Consider the following 16,454-nt stretch of genomic DNA (forward strand, 5'->3'; position numbering starts at 1 on the left):
CAGCGAGCAGGTCTATGACCTGATGGCGACCGACGAGGAGGCACGGGCGCAGGTCGTCGAGTCGCTCCTGTGTCGCTTCTTCGATGACGAGATGAGGCCAGAGCTCATCCGCGACCTGAAGCTCGCTGGCCCTGTGTTTGAGGGCTTTGGTCCAGTTCCTGGAGTCCCTATGGGCCGGGAGTTTGACACTCGCGAGGACGCAGCTGAGGCCGGCGTGCATCGGCCGCTCCAAGCGGGCATCTGCGGGACTGAAGAACACGGGGCCGAGTCGATCGTCGTCTCAGGTGGCTATGAGGACGACGAGGACCACGGCGATGTGATCATCTACACCGGTCAGGGCGGACGTGACGAGCGCACCGGACAGCAGGTACGAGACCAAGAGCTGACGCGAGGCAACGCGGCCCTCGTGACCAGCATGACCGCCGGGATTCCTGTCCGGGTCGTCCGTGGTTGGGAAGGCGACCCGGCCCACTCGCCGACCAAGGGCTACCGCTACGACGGGCTCTTCCGTGTCGAGGACTACTGGTCCGAGATCGGACGCTCGGGCTACCTCGTATGGCGTTACCGCCTTACCCAACTCCCGGAAACGCGCCACAACGAGCCGCCCCGCCCCCAACTGCCCACCATCCCCCGACAACCCCAAGGCCATGAAGCACCAGCGCGGGCCACAACCACCACCCAACGCGTCGTGCGCAGCACAGCAGTAGCGGACTACGTCAAGCGCATCCACGACTACACCTGCCAGGTGTGCGGCATCCGCCTCGCCACACCCACCGGCGCCTACGCGGAGGCCGCACACATCCGCGGCCTCGGACGGCCCCACTCCGGCCCTGACGTCGCCGCCAACGTGCTGTGCCTATGCCCCAACCACCACACACTCTTCGACTTCGGAATGCTGCGCATCGACGATGACCTCACAGTCATCGACCGCGCAGGCGATACCGTGCTCGGCCGCCTCCGCGAGAGCGAAGCACACGAGGTCGGGCGGCAATTCCTCGCGTACCACCGCGCTCATCACGCTCAGCGAGGATCCGTTTCTGCCGGCGAAGGTAAGTAGCCACTCAGCCGGGCGCCAGCAGCCATATGGGCTGCACTGGCTCAGCACGGTGCCGGCAAGCCGATGATGTGCACACCGCGGGGCGCAATGGCGGCCAACTTCTCCCGGTCGGGCTCGCTCGCAGCCAGGACGGTGATCCCTGCCAGCTGCTCCCACTGGAGAAGGGAGGGCTTGGGGCGGAGCAGTGCGACGATGGGCCCGTCAGCGTGGCCGACGCACAGCGGTATCCCTCCCGCCCAGCGGGGGTCGTAGTCCTCGTGCCCAAAGTATGGTGCCGTGCCGTGGTGGGCGAGAACCCACGTGGTCGCCGCTTCGCGCATCAGTCGGCGCTCGTCCGCGGGCACCGACAGCCGCCAGGACCGGACCATGACCCGGTGCGGGTCGCGTAGGAGGTAGCGCGGAGTCTGCATCATGCCACGCCAACCCGTGCCCGGCTGGAGCTGACGCCCCATCGCCTGAACCCGCTGCTCATCGAGCTTTCGCTGGAAGCCATCCCATTCGGCAGCGTCCGCAATGTAGCGGGGGGCCGTCCAGGCCGCCGGCCAGAACGTGCGGCCATCGAGCTGCTGCGCCCGGCCGAAGCGGTGTCCAACGACGCGGTCCGCCAGGACCCAGGTCACGAAGTCCCGCAGCGTGGCGTTGGCCGGTAGCCAGTTCGGCGAGTCGAAGCGGGCCAGCCCGCCCACGACCTTCCACGGAGTGCCGTCGGTGCCCGGAGGAGCCACGAGGACGGAGGGAACGGTACCCAGCCACGGCCGGGAGCGGACCCCCACCCAGCACACCCGCACGCCGTCCTTGGCGAACCGGCCGGTGCGTGCCCGTATTTCGTCCGGAGTGATCGGAGACAACTGCGCCTCCCACGCCATGCGGCGGTCGCCATCCGGGGAAGCGGCCATCACATCGGCCCGCCAGGCGCCGTCTGCGGCGCGGACCTCCAGCTCGGCAAACCACCCGCTGGCGCGTACGGCCTGGGCGAGCTCCAGCTTCAGCAGGTGGTGCTCCATGCTCTCCTGTGCCAGGGCGCACTGTGGCGCCCCGGCATCGTGGGCGAAGAACCGCAGCCCGCCAGAGGAGACCTTCGGGTGCATGCCGTGCCCGCACTCCGGGCAGACGAGCAGCACTCGAGGCCGCGCACGGTGGATCGCGGGCCACTCCCAAGCGCACCCGAGATCGTCCTGGCTCGCGTCCAGCCGACCCCGCTCGGCGTGTAACGCAGTGGAGCCCATATCTCTCCCCCCATCGGCCCGGACCAGCCCGAGCCGCCTTCCATCTCAACTCGAAGGCCTTCCCACCTGCAGAGCCAGCCACCCGCTACGGGTGCACTGGCGTGGGCGGGGGAGGGCCAACGAGAGCGGGCGGCTAGGCGAGCGACGTGCTGCGCTGAGACTCGGCGTCCCTGCCGTATGAGGCGCCGGAGGCCTGAGGCGACCTGGACACGTCATCCGGCCTCGCGTGCGGGACAGAGCGGGACCACACGCTCCGCGCGGGACCGTACGACATGGGCGCGAGCGGACGTGGCTGCGTGCACCCATAGGCTTCTGACCTGTGCAAATACCTCTGGGGGTTAAGGGTCGCAGGTTCGAATCCTGGCGCCCAATGTAAGTCGGAGGGCCGTTGGCCGGGAGAAATCGCAGGTCAGCGGGCTTTTTCGTGATTGGTCGTCAGGGATTGTCGGGAAGGGTCTTCATGTCAGGATGAACCCGTGACGTGGGATGCCCGGCACTCAGGGACATTGGGGGCATGGTGGGATTCGTTGGCGGTGACCGGCTCGGATGGTGCCGTTGGTGGGGGCCGGAGGGCACGGAGAATGCCTTGTTCGACGGGTTGCTGCCTGATCCGGCTGGCGAACACACTCGCTACCTCAATCGGCACCTACGACAGCTGAAGGACTTCCAGGCGTCGCGGGCGCTTGTTCTGTTGGGCGAGCCTGGGGCCGGTAAGTCGGCCGAGCTGGAAGTGGAGGTTACGCGCCGGCTGGAGGCGGGCGAGTGGGCCGCAGTGATCCACCTTGGCGCCTTTCTGACAGCGTCCGAAGTACAAGAGGCCGTTCGCGAAGCAGAAGCGGCCTGGCAGGCCAGCGGCACTCCAGGTGATCTGACGCTGGCTTTCGACGGCTTCGATGAGCCCCTCGTCGCTGTCAGCAACCTGGCTCACGTCCTCGAGCGGGAGCTGAAGCGACTCGACACCGAACGCCTGCGGGTCTTGATCACGAGCAGGAGATCGGTCTGGCCTGAACGGTTGAGCGAAGCGTTCAGGCGGCTGTGGCCGAGCGAGGACACCCTCTCCTTGGTCCTGGCCCCGCTGACGGAGCAGAACATCAGACACGCTGCGGCAACGGAGCTAGATACCCCGGACGCATTCGTGGGGTCCCTGAAGGCCGCTGGGGTGCAGTCGCTCGCGGCGTCTCCATTGCCGCTTCGTCTGTTGCTGGCAGCGCACACGCAAGGAACTCTGACGTCGTCACGCCGCCGTATCTACGCTCTCGGTGTCGAAGGGCTGGTGGCGGAGGACAACACGGGCCGAATCGAGCAAGGTCTCGACGATCCGCCGCTTCCGCAACGGCTCTCCGCAGCCCGGAGTTTGGCTGCGGCCAGCCTGCTGTCGGGGCGGTCCCAGGTGATCCGGCGGTCCAGGCCTGGGCAGGGCGCTGGCACGCTCAGTCTGAACGAAGCGGTCAGTCTCGATGCGGACCTCGACGCCTTGCAGGCGGTCTTCGATAGTGCTGTCTTCACCGATGGCTGCGAGGGCCGGGGGTGGATGCACCGCAGCGTGCAGGAGTTCCTCGCTGCCGAGCAGTGTGGTTCCTTGCCGCTGGCCAGCGTGCAGAACCTGGTGGCCGACCCGCTTGATCCCAGCCGGGTGCTCCCGCAGTTGGCCGGGATGGCGGCGTGGTTGGCAGAGGTCCACGACGGAGTGTTCGACTGGCTGGTCGAAGCCGATCCCGTCGTGCTGATGCAGGCTGACCTGCGCAGTTTGACTGAAAATCAGCGGGCGCGGGTCGCGGGGACGGTCCTCGCGGGGTTGGCGTCCGGGCCATTGCTGGGGATGCGCGCGGGGTATGGGAAGTTGCAGCATGCCGGACTGGCTGCCCAGCTCGCTCCTCTGCTGGACGTGGGTGAGCCGACCTGGCGGCAACAGGAGGCCATGCTGATCATCCAGGCCACGGGGCTGCGGGCTCTCGACCAGGAGCTGATGACCCTGCTTGAGCAGATCGCCTCGCGTCAGGGCCATGAGGACTACGACGAGCGCACCCGCATGGCGCAGTGGGCGGCTCGGACGCTGGTGGGGACGCAGGATGCTGGCGTTCTGGAGCGGGCGGCTCAGGTGGCTGCCGATTCCGGACGCCCTGGGGCGGTGCGAGCGGCACTGTTGCCTGTGCTGTGGCCCGCTCGACGCGACATGGAGTGGCTGCTGCAGGCGGTGGACGGGGTGGACCGCGCGCCACGCGGCGTGATCGGTCGCGCTTGCCTCGCGATGCTGGGACGGCAGGCCGATGCGGCCCACTGCAGCGTCGAAGACTTGGCCGCGTGGGCAGCGGATTTCTCCGCGTCTGATCACCGGGACCCGGCAGTTCGGCGGCTGCTCGGCCGTGCCGCGTGGACGGCTGTCCTCACCGGCCCGGTCGGCGAGAGCGTCTGGCGATCAGGCGGAAGGCTGCTGTACGCACAACTGCAAGCCAACCAGTCACTCGCCGGTGTGAGCGCGGAGGAAATGGCGCAGCTGCCGCCTGAGCGTCGCCAGCAGTTGGTGAGGTTTCTGCTGGGCCAGACAGGTCGACCCGCCGAGGTGCTGGCCCGGGTGCACAGAGCCGGCTGGCTGTCCGCTGACGACCTGCAGTGGTGGCTGGATGACCTCACGGGTGTCGACACCGGACAGGTGGATAGGTCTCCGGCCTACTTCGTGTTGTCCGCGTTGGCCGACATGGTCGACGACCAGGCGGCCGCCCGTGTGGTGGCCGCCGCACGAGCAGCGACACCACAGTGGGAGACCTTGACCGGGCTGTTTGCTCCCGCTGCCCGCGCCGAGCGTGCCCGGCAGCGTCTGGCGCCAGCCGCTGCCGAGGAGTGGGAGGCCGAAGCGGCTCTGCGCGAGCACGAGTTTGCGGACCTGGTCCGCGCCCTGCACCGCAGCGTCGACAGCAGCGGCCCAGGCCCTCGACCGCTTCCCTCCTGGCCCGCTTTGACCGAGGAGCAGCGGCACGAGGTCGCCACTCAGGCACTGGAGTTCCTGGAGTCCGATCCCGACGCGGCCGATGAGGGGACCGCTGAACTCATCGATGTTGCGTGCACGGTAATCGACGCGGTCGACGCTGGCATGCTCGACCAGGTCGCCGCGGACTCCTGGCTGGATTGGCTGCCCGGCCTGTTGGACGTCCCCACCAGCTCAACTACCTTGACGTCCGCCGTGAAGCGGGCCGTCGCCCACGACGAGGATGCGACGATCGACTTCCTCATCCAGAAGATGGGCACCGACGCCTCAGCCGTCGCCGTACAGCAGCGCACCATCCGGTCCCCGCGACTCAGCGCCGAGGCGCTCGCCGTCGCCGGTACCGGCCGGCAGGCTGCCCGCACCCTGAGTGCTCTATTGGACATCGGCGCCGCCAGCATGCCCGCCCAGACCGCCCAGACCGCCTTCGACCTCGTGCAACGCCACAGACCTGGCGGGCCCGACAACGGCTCGGAGCGGGACTGGGAGACCGCCGTGGTGGCCGGGGCCTGCCTTGCGGCGTGTCCTCCATCCCCGGCACAGTTCGACGGCTTGCTGGATGTCTTGGAGGAGGATCCCGCCCTCGGAGCGGAAGTCATCCGGCGGGCCCACCAGAACATCAGCGGCGCCTGGACCGGTCTGACCCCGCAGCAGCGGGCGCGACTATACCTGTGGGCACGGGATGCGCTGCCGAAGCGGCGGCCGGCACCGCCCGGGCGCGTGGTGCAACTCGATCCCCTCGAGGAGTTCCCCTCTCAGATCCTCCAGCCGCTCCTCGCTCAGGCGTCCCAGGAAGCCGCAGAGGTCCTGGAGCAGCTCTCCGAGCAGACCGGGGACGTATGGCTGCGTGCTTCGGCGGCGGAAACACGTGAGGCTGTCAGAGCTGCGGCCTGGCATCCCCCGACCCTCGACCAGGTACTGACAGTGCTAACCGATCCGTCTCGCCGGATCGTCACGTCTCGCGAGCAGCTCGCCGCACTTCTCGCCGAAACACTCAATGAGATCGGCGACGACCTACGTAAGGACCGCGGCCTGCGCGCCCAGCTGTGGCACCGGCAGCGCACAGACAACAAGTGGACAAGCTATGTGCCCGCAGAAGAGCGCGAAGTGTCGACGTGGCTCTCCCGGGAACTGCGGCGCCGCCTGACGGCGCGGGCTGCCGTCCTACGCGAAGTCGAAGTCAACCCCCGCCTCGGCGCGACCCAGGGCGACATCCCCGACTTGCTCGTTGTCGCGCACACCACCGACGGCGCGGAACTGTCCGTACCAGCCGAGGTGAAATGCAGCTGGCACGACGAGGTCGTCACCGCTGTCCGCGATCAGCTTGGTGAACGCTACCTGCAAGGGACCCACGGGACCGCCGGGGTGTACATCGCCGTCTTCTTCAGCGGCAGCGCGTGGGACACCACCGACAGCCGCCGCGCCAAAGCGGCCCGCCGCACCCAAGATCAGCTCCGCATCGATCTCGACAACCAGGCCGCCACCCTGGCCGAGCGGGGAATCACCGCCCACGTCTGCCTCCTCGACGCCTCCTTGGAAGTGGACTCGTGACGACGGTCTCTTGGCCTGTCATCGTCAGCATCCTCCCGTAAACGCCGACGGCTGGGAAGCGTCGCCGGACTCGGACAGTCGGCCGGCGGGCGGCCCTGAGCCCGACATCTACGGTCGACATCAACAGGGTGGGACTGCGGCGTATCTGCCCAGACTGGCACAGGCAGGTAGTGTGCGAGTAGGCCCGGCCGGCTGAACCAATGGAACCGGTGGGGCGACCGTTGATGCGCCTGGGGGTCAAATGGTCGCATCTCGAGGCGTTGCCGGTATCGGAACGGGCCAGAACGGGACCACACGCCAAGCACGGAGCCGAGCATTAGCCGGCCTACGTGAGGCGGTGGTGGCTGGCCTAGCTCAGTCCAGGTGCGTGAGCGGCGCCGGCGCTGAATCAGGAGGATTGCACCCGTCTCCAGCGTTTGCCGCATTGACCGCATAGCCGTGTGCTGCGGTGACGTCGCCGTTCACGTGGTCAACTGCGTCGTTTGCTCGGATGACGCTTTGTCGAGCGAGCGCCTCGGCTGTGGAGATTGCCTGCCGGACAGCGTCAGGGGTTAGCGCTGAGCCCTGACCGTTGTATCCAGGTTCGATCCGGAGAAGTGCTTGCAACGTGTCGTTGAGCTTGGACTCTGCACTGTGGATGGAGCCCAGATCGGTCTCGATCGTAGACAAGGAGATCTTCAGCCCGTTCGCGTCGACGCCGACTCCTACGGCATCGACATTGACTCCGGCGGCATCGACGCAAACGCTCGCGGCGTCTGCGGTAGTGACCTCGCTGAGGACGCTTTGTTGGTCCCTTCGAGTGGCGGCTAGGTCGTTGTCAGCTGTCGCGACGTCACCGGAAAGGGCATCCGTGTCGCTCCGAAGTGAGCGCTCTACGCTGAGAAGGCTGTCGTACGCCTTCGTCAAGGCTTGCTCCGTCGACCCTTGGTCCGCGGAGTGCTGTGCCTCATCGTTGCGCTGCTGAACGCCGGCCTTGAGGGCAGCGAGGGCGGTGTTGTACTCGTCATCAGAAGCATGGCGGTAGACGATCGCTCGTATGGCTCCGTCCTTTTGGAGAACATTGAGCGTGAGCGAGTCCCTCGAATACACGCCGTTGTCGGTGTGAAGATCGATGTCGAGGCTGACATTGGATCCACGGGTCTGACCGAAGAACGAGCTGCTGGTCGTGGCAACCGAAGCCTTGGGCGGGGTCCCTGTGGCAACTGCGCGGATCGCAGTGCCCTGGAGGCTCGAACCGCTGGTCGTCCACTGGAGATACTCGATGACGCCGTCGCCGGTATAGAGATACCCCGTCACGCCAGGAATATCGGCAGGCCGCTCGGCTGCCGAGGATGCCGTGGAGCTAGGTGAAGCCTGGGTGCTGCCATGGCTGGAGGTGCTGTGCTGAGCGCTTCCGCATCCGGCGATGACCAACGCGGCCAGCGCAGTAGTTGCTGCGAGGAGTTGGGTCGAGCGTGCCATGGCGAGCAGCGTATTGGTGCGACCAACTAGCTACCGGCACTTCGGGTGTCGGTCGGATAACGGTTGCCGACCTGGCTACCCCCATGCGTCAAGCGTCGGAGGACTGAGGGTAGCCAGAAGGCAGGCCGGCCAATCCGTCTGACAACAACGGCTGAGAGCGGCTGCCGCGGGCACGGGAACAACCCTGCGAATGAAGGTGGCGAAGGACTAGCGGTTTGGCAGCGCTAACTCCCTGGTAGGGCTTGCCCACGACGGTGCGCCTAGGGGGACAGATGACCAATCCGCGAGGTGCTGCTTGGTCTCGCGGCGGGACCAACGCGGGACCAAACGCCATACGCGCAGTAGAGCAACAGCAGCTCGACTGCACAGCTACGTGTGCGCAGCGAGCCATCTGAACTGCGGAAACGCCATGTCTTGCGATCTGGGGGTCAAGGGGTCGCAGGTTCAAATCCTGTCGTCCCGACGTTGAAGTCGCAGGTCAAAGGGCCTGGAAGCCTAGAGCTTCCAGGCCCTTTCCTGTTGCCCGGGGATGGTCCGGGACGCGATGATCACCGCTGGTACGTCTACGCAGGTCAACGCCGGCCTACGGTCGTCCACGCAGGTGACCCGGACGCTGTGGGCTGAAGCCCAGGTATGTGGGTGCTCTGCCATCAACAGGGCTCGGAAGTAGCCGTCCGATCAACCCGCGCACGCCGGCTGACGCAACGTCGCTCCAGCTCGAAGCAGCCGTTGGCTGCGCACCGGCGGTACCGTCCCGCAGACGGGCCGATGTAGGCGTGGTGTTGGCGATCCTGATAGTCAGCAAGGTCGGGGAGACGGAGCACCACGTTGCCCGGGCGGCCGGTCCGGTCCGGTACGGCCATGTCAACCGGGTGTTCCGACAACTCTCCACGGCAGACGGCGCGATTCCCGAGGTTGAGGAGAGAGCGGGAGGTGAGCGACGGCAGGAGGTCCGGAACCGAGAGAGTCAGAGAGCGGGTCCGCCATCGGCCGGGCGCCGGGGAACCGCGTGCGGCCACCGGCGCCGGGGTGCGAAGAGGGGTCGTGCTCATCCTCGGTGGGATGAGCACGACCCCTCGTGCGGAGGCTCAGGTTCTCCGCGGTGACCGGTCTGCTGGTCTACTGCCGGACGAAGGGCTCGCTACCCTCCGGGGCATAGGCCAGGTCCAGCTCTGGCTGACCTTGATCCGTGGAGTACAGGAAGAACAGGTCGCACGTCGGGCCACCGGCGGCGGCCGTCAACGTGACCTCCGTAGCCGGCCCGACGGAGTCCAGGTGCCAGGGGCGCCAGGTACCGGTGAACTTCGTGTCCGCTGACCACGACCCCTTGTGACACACGCTGGGAGGCAGGCCCACCTCTCCGAGCGCACCGTCCTTGAGGAACTGGATCGTGCCCAGGTTCGGCGACTTCCAGGACCCGACGACATGCCGCGCCCTGTCCTCGTCCGTCTGCACGGTGCAGGACACCGCCAGCGGTAGGACGGCCACCAGCGAGCCGACCAGGGAACGGACGCCCATCCGGCGTGACCCCAGGGGGCCGCTCATCCGACATCTCCCTTCTGGAGCGGGTTACTCGAAGTCATTGGGTCGGGCATAGTTCCCACCGGTCATGTAGTTCCTTGCCTCCCTGGTGATCGCGTCCCTGAGCTGGGATTCCGAGGCCCCGGGGTTGGCTGCGGCGATCTTCTCGCCCATCTGGCGGCCGTACTCGTTGTTCACGAGGTCCGAGAGGTGGTCAGCATAGTTGTGGCCTTCCCGGTCGCCGTACGCCTCGTGGGCGTCCGCGACCATCTCGGCGGTCTGGGCCCCGTACTTGGCCGTGATCATGGCCTGCCAGGTGAAGTGCCGGAAGGCGTTCTGCCCCTCGTTCTCCTTCCCAGGGTAAGCGGCCTTCGCTACGTTCGCGGACCAGCCGGTGATCTGCTTCACGTCGTAGCAGTCGGCCACGCCGATGTACGCGCAGACCATCAGCTCCGACTTCTTGGCCTTGCCGGTCGCGATCTCGTCGTACGGCTCCGCCCCGGGGATCTGCGTCTGGCCGGGCACCGTCTCGTACTTGAAGTTGGTGTTCTGGCGGTACTCCCTCTCCAGCTGCTCACCGTAGGCCCGGCGTGCCTTCCTCATCTCGTCCGCGACGTTGGTCGGCAGGCTGCCGGTCCACCCGGCCGGCTTGACTCCCACGCTCACCAGGTACGCGGCCAGTGCGGCCTTCCGGTACGGTTCATCGGCCTTGTTCTGCGCGACGATCGCCTGGTACCTCGGGCCTTCGCCGAGGACCTTCGTTCCGCCCTGGCAGCGGTACATCCCGCTGGCGCACTCCTCCAGGGCCAGCCCCGACGGGTCGCTGTACCTGAGCGGGTTGTTGTCGCCGTAGGTGTAAGCGGCCAGGGACTGGGGGTCGGTCGCGGCGAAGAGCGGGTCGGCGGAGATGAAGCGGCCGGTGGTGCGGTCGTAGTCGCGGGCTCCGAGGTGGGTGAGGCCGGTGGCCTCGTTGACGCCGCCGAGGAAGCCGCGGGTGCCGGACCAGGTGGTCGGGGCGGTGCCACGGGTGTCGCCGAACGGGGTGGTGCGGCGCTGGTTGAGGGCGCCGGTGGTGGCGTCGATGTTGAGTTCGGCGGTGCCGTGGTGGTCGTTGACCTGGAAGGTGACCTTGTTGTCGTCGGTGCGGACGGCGGTGGCCGTGGCGCCGAGCGGGTAGTAGCGGGTGGCGGTGGCCTTGGCCGCGCCCTTGACGAGGTTGAGCTCGGTGGTGCCGAGGTAGAGCGTCCAGTTCTCGGCGGCCGGGCTGGCGGTGTCGAGGGTGTGGCCGATCAGTCGGTTGCCCGAGGTGTCGTAGAGGTAGTCGGTGGTCTTGGTGGTGGTGGTCGCACCGTTCTTGACGGTGTCGGCGACCTGGGCGAGCCGGCCTTCGGTGTTCCAGGTCAGGATCTGGTCGCTGGTCTGGGTGCCGCTGGGCTTGAGGTGCCGTTCGGTGGTGTTGCCGGAGTTGTCGTAGGCGTAGGCCTGGGTGACGGGCGTTCCGGTGCCGCCGGTGACGGTGCTGGTGCCGGTCAGGGTGTGGGGCCGGGCGGCCATGGGGGCCGGGTAGGTGTAGGTGGTGGTGGTGTTGTTGGCGGTGTTGCCCGCCGGGTCGTGACGGGTCTCGGTGGCCCGGGTGCCGTTGGTGTTGTAGGTCCAGCCGGTCCAGTACGGTGCCGGGCCGCCGAGGGTGGCGCCGGTCGGCGAGGCCGGGCAGGAGCTGCCGGTCGGGGTGAACGCTTCGGTGAGGCGGGTGAGGTAGTCGTAGGTGAAGCACTGCCGGTCGGTGCCGGAGCGCGAGGTGTCGGTGACCGAGGTGACGTTGCCGGCCTGGTCGTAGGTGTAGGCGGCGGCGCGGGCTGCGCCGGTGATGCCGTACTGGTCGGTGCGGCTGGAGGCCAGTCGCTGGGTGCCCCACTCGTAGCCGAGGGTGACGTAAGTGTCCTTGCTGGCGGTGCCGTTGCTCAGCGTGGACTGCATTGGCTTGCCGGTGAGGCTGTAGCTCTGGGCGGTCAGGTACTTGCTCAGGCCCTCGGCCGCGGTCATCCGGTGGAGGCCGTCGTAGGTGAACGCGACCGACTCGGAGGCGAGGTTGCCGGCCGCCGGGTAGGCGACCGACTTCACCAGCCCGTCGAGGCGGTAGGTCGTGCCGCTGATGTAGGAGCCGGCCAGGTTCTCCTGACCGGGGACGGACGGGACGGTGACGGTGGTTCGGGTCGGTCGGGACAGCGTGTCGAACAGCGAGTAGGTGGTCTTGTACTCATAGGTGGTCGCGCCGACGGTGCTGAAACGTGAGGCCGTGGACAGTTGGCCCTTGTTGCCGGACGGGTCCCAGGTCTGCAAGGTGAGCAGCGGTCCGGTGACCGGGCCGTCGTGGGTCTCGATGAGGCGGCCGAGGTTGTCGTAGACGCTGGAGACGGTCTTGCCGCGGCCGTCCGTGGTGCTGGTGACCTCGCCGCGGGCGTTGTACGCCTTCGTGGCGGTGCCGCTGTCGGGGTCGACGGCCTTGGTCTGGCGGCCGAGCTGGTCGTAGAGCCAGGTCCACACGGTGCCGGACGGGTCGGTCAGCTTGTTCATGTGACCGGCCGGGTCGTAGCCGTAGGTGGTGGCGTCGTACGCGCCGGTCGGGGTGGCCGACTTGTACTGGCGCAGCTCGGTGGTGCGGCCCGCGGCGTCCGTGATGGTGGTCGTCGGGATGTCGCCCTGCGGCGGGGTGACGGTGACGCGGTCGCCGCCGTACTCGGTGAGCGTGGTGGACAGCGGCGTGCCGACGCCGTTGCCGGCGAGGGTGGTGGCCTTCACCACGCGGCCGAGGCCGTCGTAGGTGTTGGCGGTCTGGGTCTCGACGCCGGTGGCGTCCTCGACCTTGAACAGCGTGGGGGAGGGCGCTCCCGTGGCGTAGTAGGGGGCGTAGGCGAGGGCGGCCTGGCCGCGCTCGTCGTAGAAGGTGTCGGTCAGGATCCGGCCGCCGTTGTCACCCGGGGCCTGGGTCTGCCGGATGCGGCCGAGGCCGTCGTACAGGGTGTAGGTGGTGGCCTGCGAGCCGTCGGCGTTGAGGGTCTTGCTGGTGACGGCGGTGATCGCCCCGTCCGCGATCGCGTACGCGAACTCGTGGTTCGGGGTCTGCCCGCTCGACTTGAGGCGGTCGGGCCGCCAGACCTTCAGGGAGCGGCCCAGGGCGTCGTACATGAGATCGCTGCGACGGCCGGTCGCGTCGATGGTGCTGGTGCTCAGACCTCGCATCAGGTCGTAGTCGACCGTGGTGGTCTGGGCGGTGGCGCTGTTGCCGACCGTGGCCGGCGGCGTGGTGAGCGTGGACCTGGTCGCACGTCCGGTGGTCGGGGTGTAGGCGTTGGTGGTGGTACGGGCGTCGGTGGACGCGGTGGTGACCGGGCTGGTCGCACCGGTGGTGTCGAACACGGTGGTCGAGACCAGCGCGGTGTCGGTCAGCTTGCGGCCGTACAGGTCGAACGTCGCGGAGCTGTCCAGGTAGGTCGCGCTGGTGCCGGTCTGCGACTTGAGCGTCTCGGTGAGCGTGACGTCGCCCTTGGTGGGGGCGGCGCCGTACGCCTGGCCGTCGTAGCGGAGCCGGGTGTCGGCGAGGACGGCGGAGGTGCCGTCGGCCTGCGTCTCACGGCTGACGTTGGTCGCGCAGTCGGCGGCCACGGCCTCGGTCCGGGTGACTCCGTTGAGGATCCAGGACGAGGTGTTGTCCGCGTACGTGGTGCGGGTGCACTTGTCGTCGGTGGCCACGGCGACGTCGCCGAGTTCCTCGACCTGGGTGGTCCGGCCGTAGGCGTCGAACGTGTTGTTGGTGCGGGTCTCGCGCCAGGCTGCACCTGCGCCCTTGTCGAGCGAGGTGAAGGAGCGGGTCACCGCGGTGCCGGTGAGGTTGGCGGTGGTGGTCCCCCAGTCGTTGGTGCGGGTGGCGCTCTGCTTCTTCCACGGCGTGTTGACCGTCTTGGAGAGGATCACACCGCCGGGCTTGTCGTACTGCTCGGTGCGGTACTCGTAGCCGGCCCACGCCTGGTCGTCGGTGAGGACGGTGCCGTGGCCGTCGTCGACGGTGACGCTGCGCTTCTTGGTCTTGTCGGCGGGGTCGTTGCGGTCGCCGTCCATGCCGCGCAGGAACCAGTGCTCGGCCTGGGTGGACATGGCGGCCACGCCGCCGGTCTCGACCCGGGCGCGGGCGTAGCCGCGCCACTGGGACCAGGTCTTGAGCTTGTCCTTGGTCAGGCCGTTCTCGTCGTCGAAGTGCCAGGCGGCGTCGCCGAGGTAGGTGTAGTGGGTGACCATGTCCGGCGCGTGGCCGGTGCGGTCGGTGGCGATCACGGCTTCCACGACGTACTTGTTGAACCACTCGGTGGTCACCGGTGCCTCGTCGGACGCCTGGTACTGCTGGGGGAAGCAGCGGGTGGTGTTGGTCTGCGGGGTGGGCAGGTTCGCCCAGTCGCACACCGCTGCCGAGTAGTTGACGTCGAGCTGGCCGCCGAGCTCGTCGGTGATGGTGCCCAGGCGCTGCTTGATGAACGGCGCCCGGCCGTCACCGACCTTGTCGAGCCGGTTGACCATCTGCTTGTAGGCGAAGGTGGTCGGCGGCAGTGCGATCGCCGGCGTCGCGGAGGAGCCGGTGTGCTTGATCGAGTCCAGCAGCAGCTGGTAGTCGAAGTCGGCGGTGCCCCACTTGTGCTTCAGGTCCCAGGTGTCGACGGCGGCGTAGCTGCCGTCGGCCTGCAGGGTCTTGGCGACGACCTGGGTGAGGCGGGTGCGGGTGAAGAAGGTCGGGGAGTACTGCCCGGTGCAGTCGGTGCCGTCCTTGCAGTTCCGGTCCCACGGAGTGTCGTACCAGTACTGCCGGTTGGCGTCGATGTTCGCCGGGTCGCAGGTGCCCGAGGTGGTCTCCAGGCAGCGCTCGCCGGTGCCGAAGTCCACCCGGCCCATCGGCTTCACGGTCGCCGAGTAGATGTCGGACTGCTGCTGGCCGTACTCGATGTGCTCCAGGCGGCCGCCGCGGACGTACGGGGTGCGGTCGGTGGCCTTGAGGTTGCGGCCGTAGTTGTTGGTCTCCTGGGTGTACCAGTAGGTGACGTCGTTGCCGTGGGCGTCGATCACCAGGTCGAGGTTCCAGCGCCAGCCCTGCTGGCACCAGGACGAGGCGAAGTCGGCGCCGTTGCACGGCTCGCCCGCGTTGTTGCCGTAGACCGGCACGGTGTACACGGACTTCGTCTCGGGCTTGCCGCTGGCCCAGTTGGACAGGCGGTTGTAGCCGAAGTAGTAGCGGGTGCCGTCCGGGGTGACCGCCCGGAAGTACTCGCCGTCGTTGTCGCCGTTGGCGCGGTTGACGTCGCGGCCGCGGGTGACCTTGGTGTTGTCGTCGCCCTTGATCCGCCACTCGTTGGCGCTCACCGGGATCAGTTCACCGGAGTGTCCGGCGAAGCTGATGGTGGCGTTGTCGGTGGCCCAGCACTGGTCGCCGGGAGTGACGCCGTTGGTCTTCGGGGCGCCGTCGTCGGCGCACGGCTTGTAGCTGCGCTCGACGAAGCCGGGGGACAGCTCGAAGCCGTCACCGGCCCAGGACGCCTGGTTGTTGCTGCTGGCGGTCCGGCCGTCGACCGAGCCGGAGTTGTACGACAGGCCGACCTTCGGGGTCAGACCGCCCGGCATGGCGGTCAGCGGCATGTCGTACGACCAGGTGAACGCACCGCTGTTCAGCGAGGTCGACCACGAGGACGCCGAGGACAGCGGGGTCGCCTTGTAGTCACCGCTGGGACCGGCCGTGTCGGCGGTCGCGGCGAGGACGGTCACCGGCCCGGAGAGGGCCTGGAGGCGCATCGAGCCGGCCGGCGCCGCCGGTGCGGCGGTGTCGGCGGTGACGGTCTGCTTCTCGAGGTCGTTGCCGCCGGGCAGCGGGGTCTGGGCGCGGCACTCCGGCTTCTCCGGGGTGGTCAGCACGCAGGCCGGGAGCTGGACCAGGTGCAGGCGGGCGCCGAAGCCGGAGCCGGCGGCCTGCGCGAAGCCGCTGTAGTCCACGCTGACCCTGGTCGGCGCGTCGGTGCCGCCGACGGTCAGCAGCACACCGGTGATGCCGGCCTTCCGCGCGAGGTCCTGGCCGAGGACTGCGACCTTGGCTTCCTGCCGCGAGGACGCGGGTGCCGCGGACAGGGTCTTGGCGTTGCCCGCGGGGGCGCTCTCCAGCGCGACGGGCAGCTTGCCCGCCCGGGCCGGGCCCTTGCCCGCGGGCGCGGGGACGACGCTCGCGCTGCCCGCGCCGGGCCAGCTGGTGTGCTTGGCGACGGGGGCGCTGACGGTGGTGTCGCCCTTGCGGGCCTTCACCTTGCCGTTCGAGCCCTTCACCGGCTTCTCGGGCGAGGTGGCGGTGGGCTTGGTGTACTGGTCGGCGGCGACGGCACTGCCGGCGAGCGGCAGGGCGGGCAGCAGCGAGCAGAGCAGGGTGGCGGCGACGACGGCCGGGGCTCTGCCTCGGGACCGCCGGTCGGCGGCCCGTTCGGTACTCATCTGTCGGGATTCCTTGTCGATCATGGATTTTCGCGGCGCGTCCGGATCGGACCGCCGCCGTCTCCGGCTGGTCGGTGCCGGAAACGGCACGGCGGGTGGGGGGGGCGGGTGGGCGCCCCGCCCCCCCGCACCCCGGACATACCGG

6 protein-coding genes are annotated in these 16,454 nt (G+C 68.4%); 2 read left to right on the forward strand and 4 right to left on the reverse strand.

The features are described 5' to 3' along the window. The first annotated feature begins 22 nt into the window (after positions 1–22). Positions 23–1,057: a YDG/SRA domain-containing protein gene (locus AB0442_RS35320; RefSeq protein WP_366167652.1), complete on the forward strand. Its 1,035-nt coding sequence runs from the start codon at positions 23–25 to the stop codon at positions 1,055–1,057. Between the two features lie 41 nt (positions 1,058–1,098). On the opposite strand, the gene AB0442_RS35325 is transcribed toward AB0442_RS35320, so the two are convergent. Continuing rightward, positions 1,099–2,283 (reverse strand): competence protein CoiA family protein, encoded by a 1,185-nt coding sequence (locus AB0442_RS35325; RefSeq protein WP_366167653.1) that lies wholly within the window; start codon positions 2,281–2,283, stop codon positions 1,099–1,101. A gap of 514 nt (positions 2,284–2,797) precedes the next feature. On the opposite strand from AB0442_RS35325, the gene AB0442_RS35330 reads away from it, so the two are divergent. Continuing rightward, complete coding sequence (locus AB0442_RS35330) at positions 2,798–6,814, forward strand: hypothetical protein (protein WP_366167654.1); 4,017 nt, start codon at positions 2,798–2,800, stop codon at positions 6,812–6,814. A gap of 354 nt (positions 6,815–7,168) precedes the next feature. Here the strand turns inward: AB0442_RS35330 and AB0442_RS35335 are convergent, their stop codons facing one another. The 3 genes from AB0442_RS35335 to AB0442_RS35345 all read right to left on the reverse strand — a co-directional run bounded on the left by AB0442_RS35335 (position 7,169) and on the right by AB0442_RS35345 (position 16,309). Then, the gene (locus tag AB0442_RS35335; protein ID WP_366167655.1) at positions 7,169–8,275 is read right to left on the reverse strand and encodes a hypothetical protein; all 1,107 of its coding nucleotides are present in this window, start codon (positions 8,273–8,275) and stop codon (positions 7,169–7,171) included. Positions 8,276–9,394: 1,119 nt separating this feature from the next. Beyond that, positions 9,395–9,820, reverse strand: a complete 426-nt coding sequence (locus tag AB0442_RS35340) for a hypothetical protein (protein WP_366167656.1) — start codon at positions 9,818–9,820, stop codon at positions 9,395–9,397. 24 nt (positions 9,821–9,844) lie between these two features. Then, positions 9,845–16,309, reverse strand: coding sequence for an RHS repeat-associated core domain-containing protein (locus tag AB0442_RS35345; RefSeq protein WP_366167657.1), 6,465 nt, complete (start codon positions 16,307–16,309; stop codon positions 9,845–9,847). Positions 16,310–16,454 lie beyond the last annotated feature (145 nt).

Origin of the sequence: Kitasatospora sp. NPDC085895 (assembly GCF_040702125.1) — a bacterium.
Classification (GTDB): Bacteria; Actinomycetota; Actinomycetes; order Streptomycetales; family Streptomycetaceae; genus Kitasatospora; species Kitasatospora arboriphila.